This is a genomic window from Moellerella wisconsensis (genome assembly GCF_022592395.1).
In the GTDB taxonomy this organism is placed as follows: Bacteria; Pseudomonadota; Gammaproteobacteria; order Enterobacterales; family Enterobacteriaceae; genus Moellerella; species Moellerella wisconsensis.
In genome coordinates this window covers 1,019,931-1,043,635 of sequence record NZ_CP093242.1, presented here as the reverse complement: position 1 = coordinate 1,043,635, position 23,705 = coordinate 1,019,931, and the positions used below count along the sequence as shown (strand labels likewise).

The window sequence follows — 23,705 nt, the reverse complement described above, 5'->3', positions numbered from 1 at the left end:
CCATAACTAACTGAATATTCAGACAGATTAACAATAATCCATCAATAATATTAGTGATCCATAGACGGTGGGGCTAATACTTCACGATTACCATTATGTCCCGGCTCACTGACAATTTGTTGGGCTTCCATTTGCTCAACAATTCGTGCGGCACGGTTATAACCTATACGGAATTGACGTTGCACACCAGAAATAGACACTCGTTGTTTTTCAACCACAAATGCCACCGCCTGATCAAATAACGGGTCTAATTCTTCAGCTGCACCATCAAAACCACCTGCACCATCAGATTCATCACTGCATTTAGTAATACTTTCAATATATTCAGGGCGACCTCGTGCTTTCCAATCATTAACCACTGCATGAACTTCTTGGTCCCGTACAAAGGCGCCATGAACACGCATTGGAATAGATGAGTTTGGTGGCAGGTAGAGCATATCCCCCATTCCCAATAATGATTCTGCGCCACTTTGGTCGAGAATAGTTCGAGAATCTATTTTACTCGATACCGTAAAGGCAATACGGGTTGGAATATTAGCTTTAATCAATCCGGTAATAATATCCACAGAAGGTCGCTGTGTGGCCAACACTAAGTGAATACCTGCTGCACGAGCTTTTTGTGCCAAACGAGCAATTAACTCTTCAACTTTTTTACCCGCTGTCATCATTAAATCAGCAAACTCATCGACCATGACAACAATATAAGGCTCTTTCTTTAAGACCGGATGTTCGGTTTCCATGCTATCACCCGGCTTCCAGAATGGATGAGGAATAGGCCGGTTCATTTCTGCCGCTGCTTTAATTTTTTCATTATAGCCCGCGAGGTTACGTACCCCTAAAGCTGACATTAATTTATATCGACGTTCCATTTCATTAACGCACCAACGTAAAGCATTGGCTGCGTCTTTCATATCGGTAACTACTTCAGTTAATAAATGCGGGATACCTTCATAAATAGAAAGTTCAAGCATTTTAGGGTCAATCATAATAAAGCGAACATCTTCGGGTTTCGATTTATATAAAATACTGAGGATCATTGCATTGACCCCAACAGATTTACCCGATCCAGTTGTCCCCGCAACGAGTAAATGAGGCATTTTTCCTAAATCAGCCACCACCGGTTCGCCTTCAATATCTTTGCCTAATACGATAGTTAATGGAGACGGATCATTACGGAATTTATCGCAATCCAGGACTTCTCTGAGATAAACCGTTTGACGTTTTTTATTCGGTAATTCTAATCCGACATAAGGTTTACCCGGTATGACCTCAACAATCCTTACCGCAGTTGTCGACAAAGAACGAGCTAAATCACGGGATAAATTGGAAATTCGCGCAGCTTTAACTCCCGGTGCTAAATCTAGTTCAAAACGCGTGATCACCGGTCCTGGAGAAAAACCGACGACATCGGCTTTAACACGATAATCATTCAGTCGAGCTTCAATTAGTCGAGATGTCTGCTCAAGAGCAAACATATCCACCGGTTCTTCTTGTGCCGGAGGGCTGCTCAATAAATCTAGCGATGGCATTGGCGTTGTCGGTTTCGGCAACGGCTGATCGTTACGCACCAAAAATGGATGGAATAAACTATCTTGCTGCGGTTGCTGCGGTTGCTGCGGTTGCTGCGGTTGCTGCGGTTGCTGCGGTTGCTGCGGTTGCTGCGGTTGCTGCGGTTGCTGCACAAAAGTATGTGTTGTAGGAGTAGTATTGTCTAGCGTTGCCGCAGGATTATTTTCCCTTGGTTGTTCCTCTACTCGCGAATTAAACGACGGCATGAACACCGGTTCAGCCGGTTGATCATTAAGCAATTCTTCCGCCGATGAGATTGAGTCTAATGCGGATAAACCGGCAAAAGGATCCTCAATATCGGTAGCTTTACTCTCGCTAGCGTCACCTGCCCGCAAATCATGTTCTGGGTGATGACCACCATCATCATCGTACAGCTGATGTCGATGCTGCGAATGACTGTCCTGCTGAGGATGCCGCGATTGATAGTCAGATGATTGCGGACTCATATTTTGCGATAAATCTTCCGCAACTGTCGTCTCAGAATCAGTCGCAGAGAAAGAAGAACCATAATCTTTTGTGGCCGGTGAAGCAGATGGCCAGCGATGAATATTCTCAGGCTGAGTGTATACAGGCTGTTGTTGCTGAGATAAGTCAATAAATGAGTTAGTTACCGCAGATCCTTCCTCACGCGTAATCTCACTGTTATTCTGCATCATACTGTTGTTCTGCATCATACCTTGTTCGTTTGATGCAGACGTAACTGTTATTTCAGCTTCAGTTTCTTCAGCAGAATGACGATTTTCAGTAGGATCCTCTGCGGTTGATTCACCATAGCGCTCGCGTTGTTGCTGTAAGAACTGCTGGCGTAATAATTCATCTTGCTCTAAATCTTCCGCAGTTTGGCTATCGTCAGCATCATTCCACTGCCCCATAGCCTGTTGACGCTGTTTTTCTTCCTCTTTACGGCGCTGAATTTCTGCCGCACGCTGTGAAGGAATACGAACACCATATAGCTCTCTACGTGTCGGTAATCTGACTGGATTTGGGCGAGGTAATTCGGGGCCAATACCTTGTTTTACTTGAGCATGACGCTCAATCGCTGCCGCAGAAATTCCCGCGGCCATTAAAGCAGCATTATCTTTGATTGACGCGGCTTTATTTATCGATGACGTTGATGAGCTCGCTGTTGAATATGCAGACTCAGGAGAAGCGACATTGGTCTGGTCTAAGTGGTTGCTTGCCGAGGTAATACCTGTAAATGCATCTGATACTGTGTCAACAGGTGTGTGTGTATCTGCTGCCGGTTGCATTGTTTCTTGATGGATAAATGCACTGCTCGATGTTATCGCTGTCGGTATTGGCGTTTGCATATCATCGTGAGCGTTATCTGTTGGATACTGTGTTGTTTGCTGCGACTCAGAAGAAAATACTGGTTCAATTATCGACTGAGCAAAATCACCAAGCACCGGTTCTTGATTTATCTCTGATTCAGGCATTTGTAGATTGTAATCAGCATATTCTTTCGGTACATCAAAGCGATAATGTTCAGGATGCGGTTCTGGTGCCTCTGATGTCGCCGAGAAACTAGGTAGATGCTCTTCTTGCTCAGAAATTTGAGGTTCTAATTTTTGAGATTCTAGCTGTTGCGCAGCGTCACGATGATTAGCTGCCAGTGGTGCTCTTGACGTATCTGTTGAAATAGCAGGATTTTCAGCCGCTGGCGCAGTATTAGTAACCCCGGAAGGAGTTACCGTCATTGACGATAACTCGGTACTGGCTAATTCAATAATTGAAGGAGATGAAAAAAGGACATCATCAATATCTAGTTCATTTTTATTCGCCTGAATATCAGACGCTTCAATATGGCTGGCTAATGCCGAAGCAGATGCAGATGCATCAATAACATCAGACGAGGTAGATTCAACCTGACTATCAAATACTGGTTCAGCAAATACTGGTTCAGCACTATAATCACTAGTTAATGCTGTTTTATCAAGTTCATAGTCTTCATCTTGTTCATCGTCGTAATAATCATATTCATCACCGCGCGCTCGATTAGTGATTAACGTTAGTGGAATCAATATTCCAGCACCAATTTTTTCGGCTATCGTTAACCACGACCACCCAGTAAACAACGTAAAACCAATCGCCCAGAGAAAAATCAATGCCAAAGTCGCGCCAAGCGAATTAAACCACGGCATGATGGCATTACTAAACACGCTGCCTATTACCCCACCAGATGAAAAGTTAGGTAAATCATCAAAATTAAGCGCAGCAAGACCACAAGAACTGAGTATCAGGGTTAATGCCCCAATAACACGCAAGGAAAGTGAGAAAAAATCGACATAACGCTGTTGGCTTTGGGAATGATAGATCCCCCAGCATCCGAGAATAAGCAGTGGCGGAATAGCAAAAGCCAACATGCCAAACGCCGAAAATAGAATATCAGCGCTCCATGAACCGATACTACCCGCTAAATTCTTAACTGGCTCATTCCATGTAGTTTGTGACCAGCTTGGATCTGAAGGATTAAAACTTACCAGTGCGACTATCAAAAAAATCGCGCCGAGCACAATGGCAAGTAAAATGGCTTCGAGCAAGCGCCGACCAGTGCTTAGCTTCTTAAATCTTATATGCTTATCTTCTGTGTATTCCTGGCTCATTATAATTACTTTGTTGATTTACCTAATATTTCATGACTAAACGGTAAGATGAAGATTAACAGTAATTAGTTCGATAGCTTATGATATCGTTCATTTGATAGCGTTTATTTAATCGCGCTGATTTAATATAGTTGATTGATTTTATAAGCTTTAATACAAACTTTCTACTTTAAACTCAACTCTGTATAATTATTCTTGCTTAATACGATAAGCGTTGTTAAACGTCTCCCCTACTCGGGTATTTCTATCTGTATTATTTGTACTTTCATTTTTTGGTGCTATTTGGTCTATACATACCATCTAAAATATCACAGCACAATACATATGTTTAAAAACACAGTAGTTAATGGTTAAATAATATCTTTAATCAACACTATCATTTATACTTTTTTGCGCAAATATTATCGCTATCTTCCTGTTCTGAAAGGATTGAGCTTGCTAGTACATAATAATGCTCATGCCAGAATTCTACCATTTTTTATCTGTTATTGCTTATCTGAGTTAGTGGATTTTATTCATTTTTAGCATTCCACAAGATGATTTAAGTTATCCAAGATACTTTAGCAGTATAGCAACCATATTTAACCCACATTTTCATTTTAACCACACTCAGTATTTCATCTTAACTACTTTGATTCAATTTGTATTTATGGACAAAACTCTTAATTTTTGAGAAAGGAAATATAGGATAAATTGCCAGAAATTATCAATGTAATATACGGGGTAATATAGTTCCAATGAAGTTATGAGTGAAATTGTGCTGGAAAATAATACGGAAAATCACCCATCGCAGAAAAAAACTATAATTCAGTAGGTTTATCAAGTTACCCACCAAAACGGAACAACGCTGGCATAACCAGCGTTGAAACTGCAGTGCATTACACAGGAAAAACCTGCATGGCACTTATGAGATAATAAGAAACGTATTAACGCGTTTTAATGACTAAACGGTTACTTTGTTTAACTTCTTCCATCACCACATAAGTACGGGTATCGTTAACGCCAGGCAGACGCAAAAGCGTTTCACCCAGAAGTTTACGATAAGCTGACATATCAGGCACACGCGTTTTCAACAAATAGTCGAAATCACCAGAAACTAAATGACATTCCTGAATTTCCTCAAGCTTTTGAACCGCTGTATTAAATTGTTCAAATACATCTGGCGCACCACGGTTTAGCGTAATTTCCACAAAAACTAATAATGATGCATCTAGATAATGTGGGTTTAATAATGCGGTATACCCTGAAATAAACCCTTGACGCTCAAGGCGACGAACGCGCTCAAGGCAAGGAGTAGGTGACAATCCGACACGTTTAGACAGCTCTACGTTAGAAATACGACCATCTTTCTGTAGCTCATTCAAAATGTTCCTGTCAATACGATCAAGATCTTTTCCTGGACGCTTTTTATTATCGATCATCTCTTTATCTCTCTTTCTCTAATTGTATTTTCCACACCGACTTACACCTTTACCCATCCTCAATCACTTTGGAGCGGCAGAAATGTCTTAGGCCAGATTTATCTCTGTATTTATTAAAAATCTGCGTGATTTACAAAAAATAAATCACAATGGAGTATCCATTTTTATTAATATTTGTAGTGTAAGCGTTATCGCTATCTTTTCTGTTCAATTTTAACTCAATTGTATTGACCGGATAGATGATTAACTCTTACATAGATGTTTTCGCAAATGCACAGCCGATTGTCAAAGTAAATGAGTAAAAATCAGAACAACATTTGGTGGTTTTCCCTAGTTAAACGTTTCGATGACATAGAATCAAGAAAATTCTTAAAAAGATGAACCCTATTTAACCAGTAGTTTTTAATCAATTTTATTTTTTGATAGCTTTGCTCGATGATTAAAATAACCATAATCTCAGCAGATTTCCATGCAAAATGCTTTTTTTACCCCACTAATTCTCCTACAATCGCTGAATAGTTATCCGAGAAATAGATTGAGTTGCAAAATCTATTGTATAAAAAGGTGGCCTAATTATCCGGTATATTAATTATTACTAATTACTTTAGCCATTAATCGACGTTACTTACTGATAAATTAGTTGAAGTACCTAGTGAAAACAATCTATAGCAGGCCATCAATTTGCAACTCTAACCACAAAAGAGTTATTTAATTCTAATAAAATGAGGTATCCATGAGCACAGCCAAACATCGCCAGTTGATTATTCTTGGTTCGGGGCCAGCAGGCTATACTGCTGCAGTTTATGCAGCTCGCGCCAATTTGCACCCAGCCCTGATTACCGGTGTTGAGAAAGGTGGCCAGTTAACCACTACGACTGAAGTTGAGAACTGGCCTGGTGATCCAGAAGGTTTAACAGGGCCTGGATTGATGGATCGGATGTATGAGCATGCGGCTAAATTTAATACTGAGTTTTTTGCTGACCAGATTCAAAAAGTTGATTTAAGCCAGCGTCCTTTCCGCCTATTCGGTGACGAGGATCAATATACCTGTGATGCATTGATTATCGCCACTGGTGCTTCAGCACGCTATATCGGCTTACCTTCAGAAGAAGCATTTAAAGGTCGTGGCGTCTCCGCCTGTGCGACCTGTGACGGATTTTTCTATCGTAATCAAAAAGTTGTTGTCGTTGGTGGTGGAAATACCGCGGTGGAAGAAGCGCTGTATTTATCAAATATCGCTGCTGAAGTACATTTAGTTCATCGTCGCGATAGCTTCCGTGCTGAAAAAATCCTGATCAATCGTCTAATGGATAAAGCCGAAAATGGCAATATTATCCTACATACCGATAAAACTTTGGATGAAGTACTCGGTGATGAGATGGGGGTAACCGGTGTTCGTCTGCGTGATACAAAAACAAATACCACTGAAGAACTCGCCGTTATGGGCGTATTCATCGCAATTGGTCACAGCCCAAATACAGCCATTTTTGCCGAGCAATTAGAACTGAATAACGGTTACATTAAAGTGCAATCAGGCACCCAAGGTAATGCAACTCAAACCAGTATTCCGGGGGTATTTGCAGCCGGCGATGTAATGGATCATATTTATCGTCAAGCAATTACCTCTGCGGGTACCGGATGCATGGCTGCCCTCGATGCAGAGCGCTATCTGGATTCTTTAAGCGATAAATAATAATTAAAGAACATTAAATTTTTCTAGGCACTATTTCGATAGTGCCTTTTTGTCGGTAACATATTGTCTATAACTAGGTATAATAGAAAACGATTATCATTCTCTACTGCACTATATTCCGTTACAGCTAATATTCAGCTATAGATGATTGGCTATGCGGTGATGCTAATACAGACTATCCAAATCACTTATTTCACACTAAGCTAGCGGGATATCTTGATTAATGGTCATTCTATAGCAGTATCGTTTTAGATAAGCGCACTCGGTTTTAGACGCCTATTCTGTTTATTTAACCTCTCCGCTCAGCTGGCTTTATATAGTTCTATCGATAATTATTGCCACAACTGATGTTTCTATGAGGTTAACGAACGCCGTATCCACCAACTAAGGACTCATGCCTGTACACTGAATCATTATGGATAAAACAAGACAAAATGAACTGGTTCGCTGGCTAAAACAGCACAGTGCCCCTGCGAAGCGTTGGCTACGCTTATCAATGATGTTAGGCATAGTCAGTGGATTTTTAATCATCGCCCAAGCCTGGTTTTTAGCCGTAATCTTACAAGCGCTGATTATGGACGGTATCCCGCGAGAGCAGTTAATTCTACCCTTCGTCTGGCTTCTTATTGTGTTCGGCCTACGGGCTATCGTCACGGTTATCCGTGAACGTGTCGGCTTTCGTTGTGGTCAAGTTGTACGCCAACAAGTTCGTAAAATGGTGCTTGATAAACTTGAGGTTCTTGGTCCGGTTTGGGTTAAAGGGAAACCAGCAGGCAGTTGGGCAACTATTATTCTCGAACAAATAGAAGATATGCAGGACTATTATTCGCGTTATTTACCGCAAATGTATTTAGCCGGCATTATCCCTATTATGATCCTCATCGCTATTTTTCCGTTTAACTGGGCCGCCGCATTAATTTTATTTGCGACAGCACCATTAATCCCTATTTTTATGGCATTAGTTGGGCTCGGCGCTGCAGATGCTAACCGACGTAACTTTGTTGCTTTAAGCCGTTTAAGTGGCAGCTTTTTAGACAGCTTACGCGGATTAGATACTCTGCGACTGTTTTTCCGTGGTCAGGCTGAAATAAAACAAATTCAAGATTCAACAGAAGATTTCCGGGCTCGCACCATGGAAGTCCTGCGTATGGCCTTTTTATCTTCCGGCGTACTAGAATTTTTTGCTTCTATTTCAATTGCTGTAGTCGCGGTATACTTTGGTTTCTCCTATTTAGGCGAATTAAACTTTGGTAGTTATGGTTTGCCCGTCACTCTATTTGCTGGTTTCTTAGCGCTAATTTTATCGCCAGAGTTCTTCCAACCTCTGCGTGATTTAGGCACATTTTATCATGCTAAAGCCCAAGCTGTCGGTGCGGCAGAATCTCTTGTAACTTTGCTCACTAGCGAAGGTGAACAAGCACCCGCAGGCGGTGATAAAACGCTCGGTACCGGAGATTCGCTGTCGATTCGAGCTAAAAACCTCGAAATACTCTCTCACGATGGGCAAGTATTAGCTGGCCCTCTCGATTTTGAACTTAATGCGGGTCAACGTATTGCCTTAGTCGGCCAAAGTGGCGCAGGTAAAAGCTCTCTGCTCAATCTATTACTGGGATTCTTACCCTACCGTGGCTCAGTAACGCTACGCAGTACTAGTCATCCACAAGGAACTGAACTGAGTGCGCTGGACCCGAGTGAATGGCGTAAACTCATCTGTTGGGTCGGGCAAAACCCGCATCTACCTGAACACACTATTCTCGAAAATATCCTTCTTGGTAAACCTGATGCCAGTGAAGATGAGGTTCAAACAGCGATAGATTTAGCTTATGTTTCAGAGTTTATTAACTTACTTCCCGATGGAATTCATACCCAGATTGGTGACTACGCAGCTCGACTTTCGGTCGGTCAAGCACAGCGAATCGCGGTTGCTCGCGCCCTGCTCTCACCCTCAAAATTATTATTGCTGGATGAACCTGCGGCCAGTTTAGATGCTCATAGTGAACAACGCGTAATGCAAGCGCTCAATCGCGCAGCTGAGCGCCAAACTACCTTGATGGTCACTCATTTGCTCGAAGAGACTCTCAATTATGATCAGATTTGGGTCATGTCGCAGGGAAAAATCATTCAGCAAGGAAATTATTCTGAACTCAGTCAATCCGCGGGGCCATTTGCCCGTTTATTGGCACACCGCAGTGAGGAGCTTTAGTGATGCGTGTATTATTACCGTTTTTGGCATTATATCGCCGCCACTGGTTTTTAATAAGTTTAGGTATGGTCTTAGCCATCATTACCTTATTAGCAAGTATTGGTTTATTATCACTTTCTGGCTGGTTTTTGGCGGGCACAGCGATCGCTGGTTTTCCCGGAATTTACTTTTTTAACTATATGTTACCGGCGGCAGGTGTACGTGGCACCGCAATTTTCCGCACCGCTGGACGTTATGCTGAACGTCTTGTCAGTCATGACGCAACCTTTAAAGTTCTTTCTCATCTGCGTGTCTTCGCATTTAGTAAAGTCTTACCTTTATCTCCGGGCGGCATCGCGCGCTTCCGCCAAGGTGAGCTATTAAATCGATTAGTCGCCGATATTGAAACCTTAGATCATCTGTATTTACGCGTATTATCACCGCTGTTCTCTGCTTTTGTAGTGATTATCGTCCTCACTGTCGGCCTAAGTTTTATTGATTTACGACTCGCGTGGACTCTCGGCGGTATCATGATGGGGCTACTGTTTGCCCTGCCCTTTATTTTTTATCGAGCAGGCAAAAACATTGGTCAAGATTTAACCCAGTTACGGGGGCAGTATCGCTCGCAGCTCACTCGCGCATTGCAAGGTCAAGCTGAATTAACTGTCTTTGGTGCATCGGAACGCTTTCGCCAAAATCTAGCAACAATAGAAACCGATTGGCAGCAACGTCAACAGCAGCAAGCTAATTTAACGGGCGTATCACAGGCCTTAATCTTGTTTTTTTCCGGCGTAACCGCAACGCTACTTTTATGGCTGGCAGCAGATAATATCGGCGGTGATCATCAGCCAGGCGCCTTAATTGCACTATTTGTGTTCTGCTCACTTGCTGCCTTTGAAGCATTAGGTCCTGTTGCAGTTGCCTTCCAGCATATGGGACAAGTAATTGCTTCGGCAACACGGGTTTCACAATTGATCGATGCTAAGCCTGAAGTCACATTTGCCACTACAGGCCCCGCTTCAGAGGTATCAATAAGTATCAATATCGACAATATCAACTTTACCTATCCCGAACAGCCGTTACCGGTAATAAAAGGTGTTTCGTTATCTTTACAACCCGGTGAGCATGTTGCCCTATTAGGTAAAACAGGCTGCGGGAAATCTACCTTATTACAATTAATGACCCGAGCATGGGATGTCGATAGTGGTACTATTTCACTAAATAATCATGCCATCAGTGATTATGATGAACAAACACTGCGTGCAATGATGTCAATTGTTCCACAACGTGTGCATGTGTTTAGTGATACACTGCGTAAAAATTTATTAATCGCCCAACAAAATGCCACTGATGAACAGCTAAAAGAAGTGTTACAAAAAACAGGGCTGGGAAATTTACTCGATAATAAACAAGGGTTAAATGCTTGGATGGGCGAAGGTGGCCGCCAATTATCCGGTGGGGAGCAACGTCGTTTAGGCATAGCACGCGCGTTACTGCATAACGCACCACTATTTCTACTCGATGAGCCTACCGAAGGCCTAGACGCAGGAACAGAACAGCAAATATTACAGCTACTCAAGCAAGTTTGTGCCGATAAGAGTTTGATTATTATTACTCACCGACTGCATGGATTAGAGCATATGGACTGTATTTGTGTCATGGATGATGGCGAAATAATTGAACGAGGTTCGCATCAACAATTGCTGAGCCAACAAGGACGCTATTTTGAATTCCACCAGCGTTATGCTCAACACTCGTGAGTTTAAGGTAAGCCATGTTCAAGCTCGATGATGATAACGTGCAATTTCCTCCCATTGAGCTCGCGATGCGTGAGCCTAATGGCTTATTAGCTATGGGCGGAAATTTATCACCCGAGCGGCTAAAAGCCAGCTATTATCAAGGAATATTTCCGTGGTTCAGCCCTAATGAACTGCCGTTATGGTGGTCACCAGACCCCCGAGCTGTATTATTGCCGAATGAGCTGCATATCAGCCGTTCGATGAAAAAATTAATTAAACAACGACCGTTTACTATCAGCCTAAATAAAGCGTTCGATGAAGTGATAGATGCCTGTGCAATACGTACAGAGGGTACGTGGATTGTTCCTGAGGTTCGTGCAGGATATAAAGCCCTCCACCGGCAAGGAATTGCACATTCTGTCGAAGTTTGGCAACAGGATAAATTGGTTGGCGGGCTGTATGGGGTCAACGTTGGTAGCATATTCTGCGGCGAATCTATGTTTAGCCGTACGAGTAATGCATCTAAGTATGCATTTATCTCATTCTATTTTCATTTTTTAGGCTATAATGGACAGCTGTTTGATTGTCAGGTGCTAAATCACCACACGGCGTCTCTGGGCGCAAAAGAAATTTCACGAAAGAATTTCTCTCAGATGCTTTACCATTGGCGTGACAAACAAATAAATAGCGCCTGTTGGTCTCCACAATTAATTGATTTATAGTCAATATTTATAATTAAGGATATTGACTAAGGTAGAATGTTGCCATTTCAGCGGAATAAAAATCGCTTTAAAATGCGACATTCCTTTACATATTGAGGGTTTTTGGGCATTATCTTGCCCGTTGAAAATCATGGTTATACACTTAGAGGATTAGATGGCCAAAGAAGACAATATTGAAATGCAAGGCACTGTTTTAGATACACTGCCAAATACAATGTTCCGTGTTGAACTGGAAAATGGTCACGTTGTTACTGCCCACATTTCTGGTAAAATGCGTAAAAACTACATTCGCATCCTGACAGGTGACAAGGTTACCGTAGAATTAACCCCATATGACCTGACTAAAGGCCGTATCATCTTCCGTAGCCGCTGATTTTCTCCTTTTAGGCAATGCCTAATGATCACCACAGGTGAGGCATCTGCTATTCACCTGTGGTGTTGCCTAGAATTGTTGCCTAAAACAGTCGATTAACAGCGCAAGCTTTCGACTAGAAAACAGCGCCTTCCGGATCCGATTTATATACACTACTGAAATGGTAAGTCAGTTTGTTGGTATCTTCGTCCAAATCAATACTGACCGATCCGCCATTAACCAATGAGCCAAACAGTAGCTCATTTGCTAGTGGTTTTTTCAGGCTATCTTGAATAACTCGCGCCATCGGGCGTGCTCCCATTGCTTTGTCATAGCCCTTAGCGCATAACCAGCGCTTAGCTGCTTGACTGACTTCCAGAGAAACGCCTTTATCATCCAGCTGCGCTTGCAACTCGACAATAAACTTATCCACGACCTGAGAAATAATTTCCGTAGATAATGAATTAAACCAAATAATGCCATCCAGGCGGTTACGGAATTCTGGCGTGAACGTACGTTTAATTTCAGCCATCGCATCGGTAGAATTATCTTGATCGGCAAAACCAATAGCACGGCGATGGGTTTCTTGCACCCCTGCATTAGTGGTCATAGCGATAATTACATTACGAAAATCTGCTTTACGCCCGTTATTATCGGTTAATGTCCCATGATCCATCACTTGCAACAAGATATTAAAAACATCGGGATGAGCTTTTTCAATCTCGTCCAGCAAGACTACCGAATGCGGATGCTTGATTACGGCATCGGTCAATAATCCGCCTTGATCGTAGCCTACATAGCCTGGTGGTGCCCCAATTAAGCGGCTTACCGTATGTCTTTCCATATATTCAGACATATCAAAGCGCAATAGCTTAATATCCAAGGCTTTAGCTAGCTGAAGTGTTACTTCTGTTTTACCGACCCCTGTAGGACCTGCAAACAAGAATGATCCCACTGGTTTATTTTCTTGCCCTAGCCCAGCACGACTCATTTTTATCGCTTCAGTCAATGCGTTAATCGCTTCATCTTGACCAAAAACTAGCATTTTCAAACGAGCATCCAGTGTTTTTAATCGGTCTTTATCGCTCGAAGAAACTGTTTTCTCTGGAATACGAGCAATACGAGCCACCACAGATTCAATTTCAGGTACGCCAATAGTTTTTTTACGCCGACTTACTGGAATTAAACGAGTACGCGCTCCCGCTTCATCAATCACATCAATGGCTTTATCAGGTAAATGACGATCAGTGAGATATTTAACTGATAAATCAACCGCAGCTTTAATCGCTTTAGCGGTATAACGTACATCATGATGCTGTTCGTACTTAGTCCGTAATCCATTAATAATCTGTACGGTTTCTGCTACCGTTGGCTCGACAACATCAATCTTCTGAAAACGACGTGCAAGTGCTCTATCTTTCTCAAAAATACTACTAAATTCCTGATAAGTTGTAGAACCAATCACTCGAATACGCCCACTAGATAACAACGGCTTAATCAGATTTGCCGCATCAACTTGCCCACCTGATGCTGCACCGGCACCAATAATCGTGTGAATTTCATCGATAAATAGCACACTTTTGCTGTCTTTCTCTAGCATTTTTAATAATGCTTTAAAGCGCTTTTCAAAATCACCACGATATTTAGTTCCGGCCAATAGTGAACCGATATCTAGCGAATAAATCGTACAGCCTTTCATAACCTCAGGAACATCATCTTGTTCAATACGCCAAGCCAGTCCTTCAGCAATCGCTGTTTTACCCACGCCAGACTCGCCGACTAATAACGGATTATTTTTACGCCGCCGGCACAATACTTGAATCGTTCTTTCTAACTCAGCTTGACGACCAATTAAAGGGTCTATCTTCCCTTCTTGCGCCAACTGATTTAGATTGGTAGTAAAATTCTCCATCCGATCATCGGCACTAGTTTGCTCTTCGTTAGGTGCGGGAGCTCCAAAGATACCCATCTCATCAGAACCATCTTCTTCATCTTTCACCGTGCCGTGAGAAATGAAATTAACAATATCTAAACGGCTCACATCATATTTACGTAATAAATAAGCTGCCTGCGATTCCTGTTCGCTAAAAATAGCGACTAAGACATTCGCCCCTGTAACTTCCTCTTTACCAGAAGATTGAACATGAAACACAGCCCGCTGAAGTACGCGTTGAAAACTGAGTGTTGGCTGAATTTCACGGTTATCATTTTCAGGCAATAAAGGCGTTGTTTGTGAAATAAAATGTTCCAGCTCTTGGCGGAGCACGGATAAATCAATCTTACACGCCTCTAGCGCTTCACGCGCAGATGTATTGCTCAGTAACGCCAGCAAAAGGTGCTCCACAGTCATAAATTCATGTCTGTTATCTCTTGCTTTAGCAAAAGCGACGTTAAGACTAAGCTCTAATTCTTGATTGAGCATAAGCACCTCCAAAGGTAGTAGTATTCAGATTAGACCTTCTCTATTGTGCAAAGCAGCGGATACTCGTGTTCACGGGCATAGGTATTGACTTGTGCTACTTTGGTTTCTGCAACTTCAGCAGTAAAAATCCCGCAAATGCCTTTTCCCTTAAAATGAATATCTAACATTATCTGTGTAGCGTGTTCTTCATCAAAAGAGAAGTATTTTTGTAATACCTCAACCACAAAATCCATCGGTGTATAGTCATCATTATTCAAGATAACTTTATACATTGAAGGTGGTTGTAAAACCTGTTCAGTCTCATCTTTATAAGTAATATCCGTTTTAAACGAATTCAAAAAATCATTCATTGCTATCTTGCTCAGTATTCAGTTTATCTGCTTAAGCATAGCCTTTCTTGTTGATGATTCCTATCAAAAGACAATCATAACGGCCAACATAACTGTATATCATGGTTATTTAGCCTTCAGCTATAACCACACCATATTATTTAGTATTTAATTTTATTTAAATCAATTAGTTACCATATGCATTTAACTCATAAAATGCTGAATATCGTTAGCTATATCAAAATTCAGTCATTAAAAGATAAAAGCGTTATTTCATCACTTGACGTCAGCGTCAATTGCTCTACAGTATATTTTGTGAACAGAAATGTAGGTGGTTTCACTTATTCTTTATATGATGTTTACGCTAAACGTTAATCAACAAATCTGATGACGAAGGACGATGTATGGAGACAGGTACAGTAAAGTGGTTTAATAACGCAAAAGGTTTTGGTTTTATCTGCCCAACGGACGGCGGCGATGATATTTTTGCTCACTATTCCAGTATTCAAATGGATGGCTATCGTACCCTGAAAGCAGGTCAGCAAGTTAACTTCAGCGTAAACCAAGGACCTAAAGGCAATCATGCCAGCCTTATTATTCCACTCGATAATGAGCCATTAAAGACTAAAATGGATAATAACCAGAAATAGCTCGGTTCAGTGATAGTATAAAACTTAAATTAATACCCCAGAAAAAGCTATCTGGGGTATTTTTAGCTTTAGGAATTTTAGTTTTGGGTATAAAAAAGATTAATCTATAACCTTTGCTAAGTTTTAAAATATTCCTGCGTATGTGCTGTATATCACCGTACTTTACTATTTATGCATTGCTGTACATAGTCTACGCTGAGATTACAGCTTATGAGATTACAGCAGCTTAACTTAAATAGCGCGGCTTAATAGTGCGGCTTAATAGTGCAATTCACAACATGCAGATACCTCAACTTATTCCCGCGCCAGCGCATCAATAGGGTTAAGTTTCGCCGCATTACGTGCGGGCAGAAAACCAAAAATAATCCCAATTGCCGTAGAGCAAATAAAAGCAGTAATCAACGCCATAGGATCAAATGTTAATTGCCAGCTTGGTAATGCTAATTGCGCTAATAATGCAATGCCATAAGAGAGCCCAATACCCAATACTCCGCCAATTAAGCAAACTAATACCGCTTCAATTAAGAATTGCTGCATAACATCACTGGCCCGTGCACCGACCGCCATTCTAATACCAATTTCACGCGTACGTTCAGTAACTGACACCAGCATAATATTCATAACACCAATACCACCAACCACTAATGAAATAACCGCCACCAGCGTTAAAAATAATTGCATCGTACGAGTGGTTTTTTCTGCGGTCTTAATAAAGGTATCGATGTTATAAGTGAAAATATCTTTTTTACCGTGACGTAAGGTTAATATGCGTATCAATTGTTGCTCAGCACTTTTAACATCATAACCATCTTTTACTCTGACCACGATATTATCGATATAAGGGCGATTAGTAATTCGGCTTCTGAATGTAGTGTCCGGCAGCCAAACTTCTAATGAATTAGTAGGCCCAAACATGCTTTTCTTTTCTGCCAATACGCCAATTATTGTCGCCGGCATATTGCCAATTAATAAGGTTTCACCCACCACATTCTTTTGATGTGCAAAAAATCGGCGCTTAACATTAGCATCAATAATAACTACCTGTGCCTGCCTCTCCATCATATCTGGTGTAAAATTCATTCCTTCAGAAAACTTTTCTGCGTATACCGCAAAGAAATTACGGCTAATACCTTGAATTCGCCCAGACGCATCTAAATTACCGTGGCGTAATCTCGCTGCCCCCTCAGTAACACCAGAGACCGCTTGTACATAAGGCTGTTGTTCCAAAGCTAGTACATCTGCAGGCTTTAGCGCCTGTATATTTTCAGGATCATCACTGCCAAAATCTTCGCCGGGGAAGACAGAAATAGTGTTAGTTCCTATGGCTTTTATATCGTTCAGAACCATTCCCTTGGCCGCATCGCCAATCACCATAATCGAAACCACGGAGGCGATACCAATAATAATTCCTAGCATGGTCAATAAGGAACGCATTTTATTAACCACCATGGCACGCCAAGCCATCAATAGCGCTTCATTAAACCGGCCGAATATTTGGCTTATGGTTGTTTTATTTTGAATCGGGGTAGGCAAAATAACATGATGATCTATTGGTGCACGTCCGGGATCATTAATGATTTCACCGTCTTTGATTTCAATAATCCGCTGAGTCTGCGCTGCGATTTTAGGATCATGGGTTACAATAATCACCGTATATCCCTGCGTGCAAAGATCTTTCAGTATTTTCATTACTTCTTCACCCGACTGGCTATCCAATGCCCCTGTCGGTTCATCTGCTAAAATAACTTGTCCACCGTTCATTAGCGCTCTAGCAATACTCACACGCTGCTGCTGTCCGCCGGATAATTGCCCCGGCCGATACGCAATTCGGCTTTCTAAACCTAATTTATTAAGCAGGCTAATCGCTCTCTGGCGACGTTGTTCTTTGGCTGTACCGGCATAAATCGCGGGGATCTCAACATTCTGCTCAGCCGATAAATGACTGAGCAAATGATAACGCTGAAAAATAAAGCCAAAGTGTTCACGCCGTAATGCCGCTAATTGATCACTATCTAATGCCGCGGTATTCTGCCCATTAACCCAATACTCCCCCGTCGTTGGCTTATCGAGACAACCAAGAATATTCATTAATGTTGATTTACCCGAGCCTGATTGACCAATGATTGCAATCATTTCTCCGGCATTAATACTCAATGAAATATCTTTCAGCACCGTAATCGTTGAGTCACCCGCAGGATAACAACGGGTTATGCCTTTTAGCTCTAATAACCCAGCCATAATTATTCCTCTACGCCACTGCTAGTAATAACGTTATCCCCTTCATTTAAGCCAGAGGTAATTTCAATCACTACATCATTACGCGCACCGACAGTAACTTGTTGCTCAACCGCGTGCCCTTCTTTAAGAATATTTACCTTAAAAGTCTGCCCATCAATTTGTTCACCTAAGGCAGATAATGGCAATAACAACACATTATCACGGCTGTCTAAGGCTATTTTTACTTGCGCTGTCATTTGTAATTTTAATAATTGTTGGGGATTGGGAACTTCAAACTGAGCATAGTAAAAAATAGCATCATTAATTTTTTCGGGAGTTGGCAAAATATCTTTTAATTGGCCAGTAAATATTTTTTCTGGCGCACCGAGAACAGTAAATGACACCTTTTGGCCCGGTTGCAAATAAATTACATCAGCTTCAGAAACTTCGGCTTTGACCAGCATGGTATTTAAATCGGCTAAGGTTAAAATCGTTGGTGCTTCTTGAGCCGCAATTACCGTTTGCCCTTGTAATGTTTTGATATGCGTAACAATACCTTCGATTGGTGCAGTGATATTGGTATATTCCAGATTAGTTTTAGCGGTATTTAATGTCGCTTGGTAGCGTTTAATTTGGGCTAAATAAGTATCAACTCGCGCCTTTTTAACCTCAACGTCGGTTTGAGCTTCATCAAGTTCTTGGCGAGAGACAGCCTGTGCTTGTGCTAAATTAAGTCGGCGCTGATAAGTGGTTTTCGCCAATTTGAGTTCAGCTTTAGCTAATGCCAAATTTGCTTCTAATTCATGAATATTTTCTTGCGCTTCCGTCACATCATTTTTAGCTTTTTGTGGGTCAATAACCGCAAGCAATTGCCCTTGTTTAACTTTATCACCTTCTTTAACATACAACTTTTGCAATTGCCCACTAACCTGAGCACCGACATCCACTTTACTAACGGCATCTAACTTTCCAGTCGCCATCACTTGTTTATCAAGAGAACCTCGCGTTACTTCTACCGTCTGATAATGGATATCCGCTGATGTTTTTGACCAAAAATAATGGCCAGTAATGGCTAATACCAAAACAATTAAAACAATTATTGTTTTTTTATAGTAAAAGATTTTCATTAATACTCATTCCATTAATGGGAAAAATAGGATCACCCACGATGAGGTGACCCTTTAGATATTTTAACGGGCGAGGATAATAGATATAACCTATTGAAGTAGGAAATAATCCCTATGCTTTCCCTCGAGCCAACCATGCTACACGAGAAAACATATTTTTTAATACAACAGGAATTGAATCTGGGCCTTTTTCAGCGGCTCGATTAGCCACTGCAATCGCTAGATCAGGTTTTGACGCCCGCTGGATAGCTTTACTAATTACCCGACGAGTAGATAATTTGGCATTATCCGGAATACCAGCAACATCGTGATAAACTTGGCTGAAACCTTCTCGATATAAAAAATGCTCCATATCTGGCGCCGATAATTTAGTTAGCCTATCCCGTTCTTGGTCACCCATTTTTTCAGCAAAACTTTTCACTGTAGCAGCATATTTTTTACCCGCCTCATCACCGTCGACTAGCGTATGCCATTCGATCCCCATTTTAGTCGCAAATTTTAGTAATGGATTCAAACCACTTTGAGCAAATTCAATAACTTTGATACCTTCTGTATCAAAATAATAATTACACTGTTTAGCCAATTCATTCATTAACCAAATTTCGGTTTCACCTTCAACTAATAACCATGTCCGAGCAAACAATGCTGAAGGACGATTAAAGCGAATATGAAATGAGATGCGCCTTGATTCAGTCGCCGTAAACTCATTGTCACGCAAACGATAGGCCGAAACTTTATTTGAATCTCTCACTAATCGGCACAAGTTTTCAATCGGTACTTGCGATAATAACTCTCCAGAATTGGTTGTAGTTATCCGTTGTAATGAGAATAAATTCAGCAATCCCCAAGCTATCGACAGCATAATAGGATGTAAGCGAGTTTCAGGATCTTCAACAATAATTAGTGGTCGCGCATGTTTATCTAACGTTATATTGCCTTTAGACTGCAACATAGAAGAGAACATCCCTAAGATGATCAGCCGAATATTACGTTGATTCGGTTTAGCAATAATCCGATTAATGCTGCTCAGTGCATTCCAGCCTCGACGCTTAGGTTCAATATGTTCAACTTGATGCAATTCCCGATTAAAAATATAGCTGCCCTGCTCTGCAAAATAATGGCCCAATAACTGCTGCATGGCATCTATCCCCTCATTAAGCTCGTCATCAGATAAATTTTGGGGGTTATTAATCAACTCTTGGGTCAATTGCTGAATTTTGTCATTATAATTTTCTCGGCGTACTGCTGAGCCTTTAGTAATGACTTCGGATTTTAAATCTGGTAAAAAACGCGCATCTCGTAAACGCAAGACCGGATAAAGTCGAATAATTTCATTAATATATTTATTAGGATTATCGAGAGATAATTTATTACCGCCACCATTTAAAAAATTACGTGTAACACGAATATTGTCATTATCATCTAACTCTGCATTTACCTGATAAAAAATATGTTTTAAATTATCGCCATTATCGACCCAAACTGAAGCTAGATTATGAAAACGGTATGATTGATGGCGACCAGGGCGAGTTTCGCAGAATTTAAGAATAATGTGTAAATTACGAAAACGAGAAGCATCATCTCCCGCAGGATGATGAAAATCTGAGAGACTAAATTGATACGATTGTTTTTCTGGTGACAATAAAATAGTTAATGCATCCAATAAACTCGATTTACCCCACGCATTTTCACCAATCAGCACGGTATTATTATTTAACGACAAGGAGAGCCGGTTAATTCCTCGAAAACCATAGATTTCCACTCGTTCCAGATACATATATTCCCTCTTCTTATTTTTGTTTAGAATTGGCGTCTATCTGGCCTACATGATCACAATACTAAAAAGACGTCAAACCTAGACTTGGTAATTCATCGGTACTTAGCGAAGTCGGCGCAAAGTGACATTCCGTAAATTAAATCAATATATTACTCCAGTAATACCATAATATTTGTCTCTTAACCTATCCAAAATATATTAAAACGTTACTTGTCGAACAATTTACTTGTTGCAGAATAAATAAATCGATTTAATCAGAAGCAGAGATAGCTAGGTTGAGCATCGTGAGAGAGTGTTATAAAATAGTTAATCTGTTTTTTTTAGTTATTTGAGCTATTTTTAATCATCAGTGCCTAATAATTAAATCAACCACCCAACAATTGAACATTATCGTTCGGCTGTCGTAAATGACACCCAAACAACGTGAAATATAACGGCTAATAAGGATGCACCATGTACTCAGGATTACTCATCATTCTATTACCGTTGACGGTAGGCTATTGTTTATCAATTAAAAATCAAAAACGGCTTGAGTTTATTCATCGACTTCTTAATTCGATGGTTTATGTTATTTTATTTTTAATGGGGATCACGCTTTCCCTATTAGAAAATTTAAGTGAGCATTTAGTTTCTATTTTAATTTATGCCGTTACCTTTTTTATCTGTATTTTTACTCTTAATCTCGCCGCATTATTATTGCTTGATAAAATTGATCCTTGGAAAGTACCTCAGCATAAACAGGCTAAACCACCTTCTAGAATTAAAATGATTTTTGAATCATTGCAATTATGTGGCGTATTACTGCTGGGCTTTTTACTCGGGCTAAGTGGCTGGGAATTTTTATCTTACGCCGATAAAGGCAGCCAAGTTGCGCTGATGCTATTGTTATTTTTGGTCGGAGTTCAACTGCGTAATAGCGGCATGAGTATTCGCCAAATTTTAATTAATCGGCGCGGTACCATTATTGCTTTGATAATGGCCATAAGCGCACTCGCTGGCGGGATTATTGCCGCATGGTTACTCGATTTACCCACCAAATTGGGCTTAGCTATGGCATCAGGATTCGGTTGGTATTCATTAACCGGAATTGTGATGACTGATGCTTATGGCCCTGTCATTGGCAGTGCTGCATTTTTCAATGACTTATTCCGTGAACTAGCGGCCATTATGTTGATCCCAATTATGGTCAATCGCTTCCGTTCAACCGCATTAGGTATTTGTGGCTCAACATCGATGGATTTCACCTTACCCGTATTACAACGCAGTGGCGGTGTCGCTATTGTTCCAGCCGCTATTGTACACGGCTTTGTGCTCAGTTTAGTGACTCCCATTCTAATGGCATTCTTTACATAACCAAAATTTCGGTCACAATGCTCATCCTGCGGGTTTAGTCTTAATAAATAGTGAGGATTGATGGATAACAGACAACGTATTTTAGTCTTGGGCGCCAGTGGCTATATTGGACAAAATCTAGTCCCTGAGCTGATTAAGCAAGGCCACCAAGTAACAGCTGGTGCGCGACGAGTCGACTGGATGCTGTCTCAAGGATGGACTGACACTCGTTGCCTGTATGTCGACCTCCATGCGCCAGAGACCCTTATCGACATCATGAAAGAGATTGATATTGTCTATTTTCTGGTGCACAGCATGGCAGATCAGGTCAATCTAATTGAGCACGAACGTGCCGCAGCATTAAATGTGCAACAGGCACTGAATAATTCCAATGTAAAACAAGTTATCTATTTAAGTGCCTTGCAACATGGGCATGCTTATTCTCCACATTTAGTCGCTCGACGCCTGACAGGCGAAATATTGCGCGAAAGCAATGTCCCAGTAACTGAAGTTCGCGCTGCAATTATTGTCGGCTCCGGCTCTGCGGCTTTCGAAATTATGCGTGATATGGTTTATAACTTAGCCATACTTACGCCACCACGCTGGGTTCGCTCTAAATCAGCGCCTATAGCATTGCAAAATATCCTTTATTATCTTACCGAACTGATTTCTCACCCTACAGCAGAAGACCGTATTTTTGATGCTGGTGGCCCAGAATATCTCAGTTATCAAGAATTATTTAAACGCTTTATCAAAATTAGTGGTAAGCGTCGTCTACTGATCCCAATCCCAATTCCGGTGAGTATGATTTCAACTCATTTTATAAGTCTGGTCACCTCTGTTCCTCCATCGATAGCTAAAGAGTTGATTCAAGGACTACAGCATGATTTGCCTGCCAACGATGCTGAATTAAGAAAATTGATCCCGCAACAACTCCTCTCTTTTGATGAAGCAACGCGGATGACCTTGGCGATAGAAGCTGAAGCGATTGATACCGCAGATTGGGGATACCATCCTGAAGTTAAAAAACGCTGGCGTCCGGGTTATGGTTTTTATCCCAAGCAAGCAGGATTTACCATAGGCACGATAGCTACAAGCCAATCCTTGTGGGAGGTTATCCAGCAAATCGGTGGAAAAGAAGGTTATTTTTACGCTAATTCATTATGGAAAATTCGTGCGGTTATGGATGATATGATGCTAAATAAAGTAAAATATGGCCGCCCTGATCGCCCAGAATTACAAGTTGGCGATATGATTGACGGCTGGCGAGTTATTAATATCGACCCAGAAAAACAGTTAACCTTACTTTTTGGTATGAAAGCACCGGGGCTTGGTAGGCTCACTTTTACTATCCATGATAGCGGTGAACGTCGCTCTCTTGATGTGCGTGCATGGTGGCATCCTGCTGGTTTTTGTGGATTACTTTATTGGTTTGCGATGATGCCTGCCCATCTATTCATATTTAAAGGCATGGCAAAGCGTATCAGTGAACTCGCTTTTGCCCGTGACAAGCAGAAAAAACAGAATAGTTTATCAACTGAACATGTTGATAATGCTTAATTTGAGCAGA

15 protein-coding genes are annotated in these 23,705 nt (G+C 41.2%); 8 read left to right on the top strand and 7 right to left on the bottom strand.

Annotated features, from left to right (window positions below):
- Positions 1 to 50 precede the first annotated feature (50 nt).
- Both MNY66_RS04485 and lrp read right to left on the bottom strand, forming a co-directional pair.
- Positions 51 to 4,172 (bottom strand): DNA translocase FtsK 4TM domain-containing protein, encoded by a 4,122-nt coding sequence (locus tag MNY66_RS04485; protein ID WP_241501500.1) that lies wholly within the window; start codon positions 4,170 to 4,172, stop codon positions 51 to 53.
- A gap of 926 nt (positions 4,173 to 5,098) precedes the next feature.
- Positions 5,099 to 5,593: a leucine-responsive transcriptional regulator Lrp gene (gene lrp, locus MNY66_RS04480; protein WP_004918089.1), complete on the bottom strand. Its 495-nt coding sequence runs from the start codon at positions 5,591 to 5,593 to the stop codon at positions 5,099 to 5,101.
- A gap of 733 nt (positions 5,594 to 6,326) precedes the next feature.
- On the opposite strand from lrp, the gene trxB reads away from it, so the two are divergent.
- The 5 genes from trxB (at position 6,327) to infA (ending at position 12,302) form a co-directional block, all read left to right on the top strand.
- On the top strand, positions 6,327 to 7,286 hold the full coding sequence (gene trxB / locus MNY66_RS04475) for a thioredoxin-disulfide reductase (protein ID WP_047256696.1): 960 nt from the start codon (positions 6,327 to 6,329) through the stop codon (positions 7,284 to 7,286).
- Positions 7,287 to 7,701: 415 nt separating this feature from the next.
- Positions 7,702 to 9,489, top strand: coding sequence for a heme ABC transporter permease/ATP-binding protein CydD (gene cydD / locus MNY66_RS04470; RefSeq protein ID WP_047256695.1), 1,788 nt, complete (start codon positions 7,702 to 7,704; stop codon positions 9,487 to 9,489).
- Positions 9,490 to 9,491: 2 nt separating this feature from the next.
- Positions 9,492 to 11,228 (top strand): heme ABC transporter ATP-binding protein/permease CydC, encoded by a 1,737-nt coding sequence (gene cydC, locus MNY66_RS04465; protein WP_241501499.1) that lies wholly within the window; start codon positions 9,492 to 9,494, stop codon positions 11,226 to 11,228.
- 14 nt (positions 11,229 to 11,242) lie between these two features.
- The gene (gene aat, locus MNY66_RS04460; protein WP_047256693.1) at positions 11,243 to 11,929 is read left to right on the top strand and encodes a leucyl/phenylalanyl-tRNA--protein transferase; all 687 of its coding nucleotides are present in this window, start codon (positions 11,243 to 11,245) and stop codon (positions 11,927 to 11,929) included.
- A gap of 154 nt (positions 11,930 to 12,083) precedes the next feature.
- Positions 12,084 to 12,302 carry a translation initiation factor IF-1 gene (gene infA / locus MNY66_RS04455; RefSeq protein WP_006813614.1) on the top strand — a complete coding sequence of 73 codons (219 nt, stop codon included), beginning with the start codon at positions 12,084 to 12,086 and terminating at the stop codon, positions 12,300 to 12,302.
- Between the two features lie 115 nt (positions 12,303 to 12,417).
- On the opposite strand, the gene clpA is transcribed toward infA, so the two are convergent.
- Both clpA and clpS read right to left on the bottom strand, forming a co-directional pair.
- On the bottom strand, positions 12,418 to 14,703 hold the full coding sequence (gene clpA / locus MNY66_RS04450; protein WP_047256692.1) for an ATP-dependent Clp protease ATP-binding subunit ClpA: 2,286 nt from the start codon (positions 14,701 to 14,703) through the stop codon (positions 12,418 to 12,420).
- A gap of 29 nt (positions 14,704 to 14,732) precedes the next feature.
- Complete coding sequence (clpS, locus tag MNY66_RS04445; protein WP_047256691.1) at positions 14,733 to 15,053, bottom strand: ATP-dependent Clp protease adapter ClpS; 321 nt, start codon at positions 15,051 to 15,053, stop codon at positions 14,733 to 14,735.
- Between the two features lie 383 nt (positions 15,054 to 15,436).
- Between clpS and cspD the strand changes: the two genes are divergently transcribed.
- A complete protein-coding gene (gene cspD / locus MNY66_RS04440; RefSeq protein ID WP_047256690.1) occupies positions 15,437 to 15,682 on the top strand; it encodes a cold shock-like protein CspD in 246 nt (81 codons plus the stop codon).
- A gap of 294 nt (positions 15,683 to 15,976) precedes the next feature.
- On the opposite strand, the gene macB is transcribed toward cspD, so the two are convergent.
- From macB to MNY66_RS04425, 3 genes are all read right to left on the bottom strand, one after another.
- Positions 15,977 to 17,920, bottom strand: a complete 1,944-nt coding sequence (macB, locus tag MNY66_RS04435; protein WP_241501498.1) for a macrolide ABC transporter ATP-binding protein/permease MacB — start codon at positions 17,918 to 17,920, stop codon at positions 15,977 to 15,979.
- Between the two features lie 2 nt (positions 17,921 to 17,922).
- Positions 17,923 to 19,026 (bottom strand): macrolide transporter subunit MacA, encoded by a 1,104-nt coding sequence (gene macA, locus MNY66_RS04430; protein ID WP_241501497.1) that lies wholly within the window; start codon positions 19,024 to 19,026, stop codon positions 17,923 to 17,925.
- A 112-nt stretch (positions 19,027 to 19,138) separates the two neighbouring features.
- Positions 19,139 to 20,803: an ATP-dependent nuclease gene (locus MNY66_RS04425; RefSeq protein ID WP_241501496.1), complete on the bottom strand. Its 1,665-nt coding sequence runs from the start codon at positions 20,801 to 20,803 to the stop codon at positions 19,139 to 19,141.
- 453 nt (positions 20,804 to 21,256) lie between these two features.
- Between MNY66_RS04425 and MNY66_RS04420 the strand changes: the two genes are divergently transcribed.
- A complete protein-coding gene (locus MNY66_RS04420; RefSeq protein WP_241501495.1) occupies positions 21,257 to 22,156 on the top strand; it encodes a LysO family transporter in 900 nt (299 codons plus the stop codon).
- Between the two features lie 60 nt (positions 22,157 to 22,216).
- The gene (locus tag MNY66_RS04415) at positions 22,217 to 23,695 is read left to right on the top strand and encodes a DUF2867 domain-containing protein (RefSeq protein ID WP_241501494.1); all 1,479 of its coding nucleotides are present in this window, start codon (positions 22,217 to 22,219) and stop codon (positions 23,693 to 23,695) included.
- Positions 23,696 to 23,705: the final 10 nt, after the last annotated feature.

Excerpts from the sequence above, each read along its gene's own strand:
- MNY66_RS04485 (WP_241501500.1), bottom strand. The coding sequence starts at position 4,172 with ATGAGCCAGGAATACACAGAAGATAAGCATATAAGATTTAAGAAGCTA.
- lrp (WP_004918089.1), bottom strand. The coding sequence starts at position 5,593 with ATGATCGATAATAAAAAGCGTCCAGGAAAAGATCTTGATCGTATTGAC.
- trxB (WP_047256696.1), top strand. The coding sequence starts at position 6,327 with ATGAGCACAGCCAAACATCGCCAGTTGATTATTCTTGGTTCGGGGCCA.
- cydD (WP_047256695.1), top strand. The coding sequence starts at position 7,702 with ATGGATAAAACAAGACAAAATGAACTGGTTCGCTGGCTAAAACAGCAC.
- cydC (WP_241501499.1), top strand. The coding sequence starts at position 9,492 with ATGCGTGTATTATTACCGTTTTTGGCATTATATCGCCGCCACTGGTTT.
- aat (WP_047256693.1), top strand. The coding sequence starts at position 11,243 with ATGTTCAAGCTCGATGATGATAACGTGCAATTTCCTCCCATTGAGCTC.
- infA (WP_006813614.1), top strand. The coding sequence starts at position 12,084 with ATGGCCAAAGAAGACAATATTGAAATGCAAGGCACTGTTTTAGATACA.
- clpA (WP_047256692.1), bottom strand. The coding sequence starts at position 14,703 with ATGCTCAATCAAGAATTAGAGCTTAGTCTTAACGTCGCTTTTGCTAAA.
- clpS (WP_047256691.1), bottom strand. The coding sequence starts at position 15,053 with ATGAATGATTTTTTGAATTCGTTTAAAACGGATATTACTTATAAAGAT.
- cspD (WP_047256690.1), top strand. The coding sequence starts at position 15,437 with ATGGAGACAGGTACAGTAAAGTGGTTTAATAACGCAAAAGGTTTTGGT.
- macB (WP_241501498.1), bottom strand. The coding sequence starts at position 17,920 with ATGGCTGGGTTATTAGAGCTAAAAGGCATAACCCGTTGTTATCCTGCG.
- macA (WP_241501497.1), bottom strand. The coding sequence starts at position 19,026 with ATGAAAATCTTTTACTATAAAAAAACAATAATTGTTTTAATTGTTTTG.
- MNY66_RS04425 (WP_241501496.1), bottom strand. The coding sequence starts at position 20,803 with ATGTATCTGGAACGAGTGGAAATCTATGGTTTTCGAGGAATTAACCGG.
- MNY66_RS04420 (WP_241501495.1), top strand. The coding sequence starts at position 21,257 with ATGTACTCAGGATTACTCATCATTCTATTACCGTTGACGGTAGGCTAT.
- MNY66_RS04415 (WP_241501494.1), top strand. The coding sequence starts at position 22,217 with ATGGATAACAGACAACGTATTTTAGTCTTGGGCGCCAGTGGCTATATT.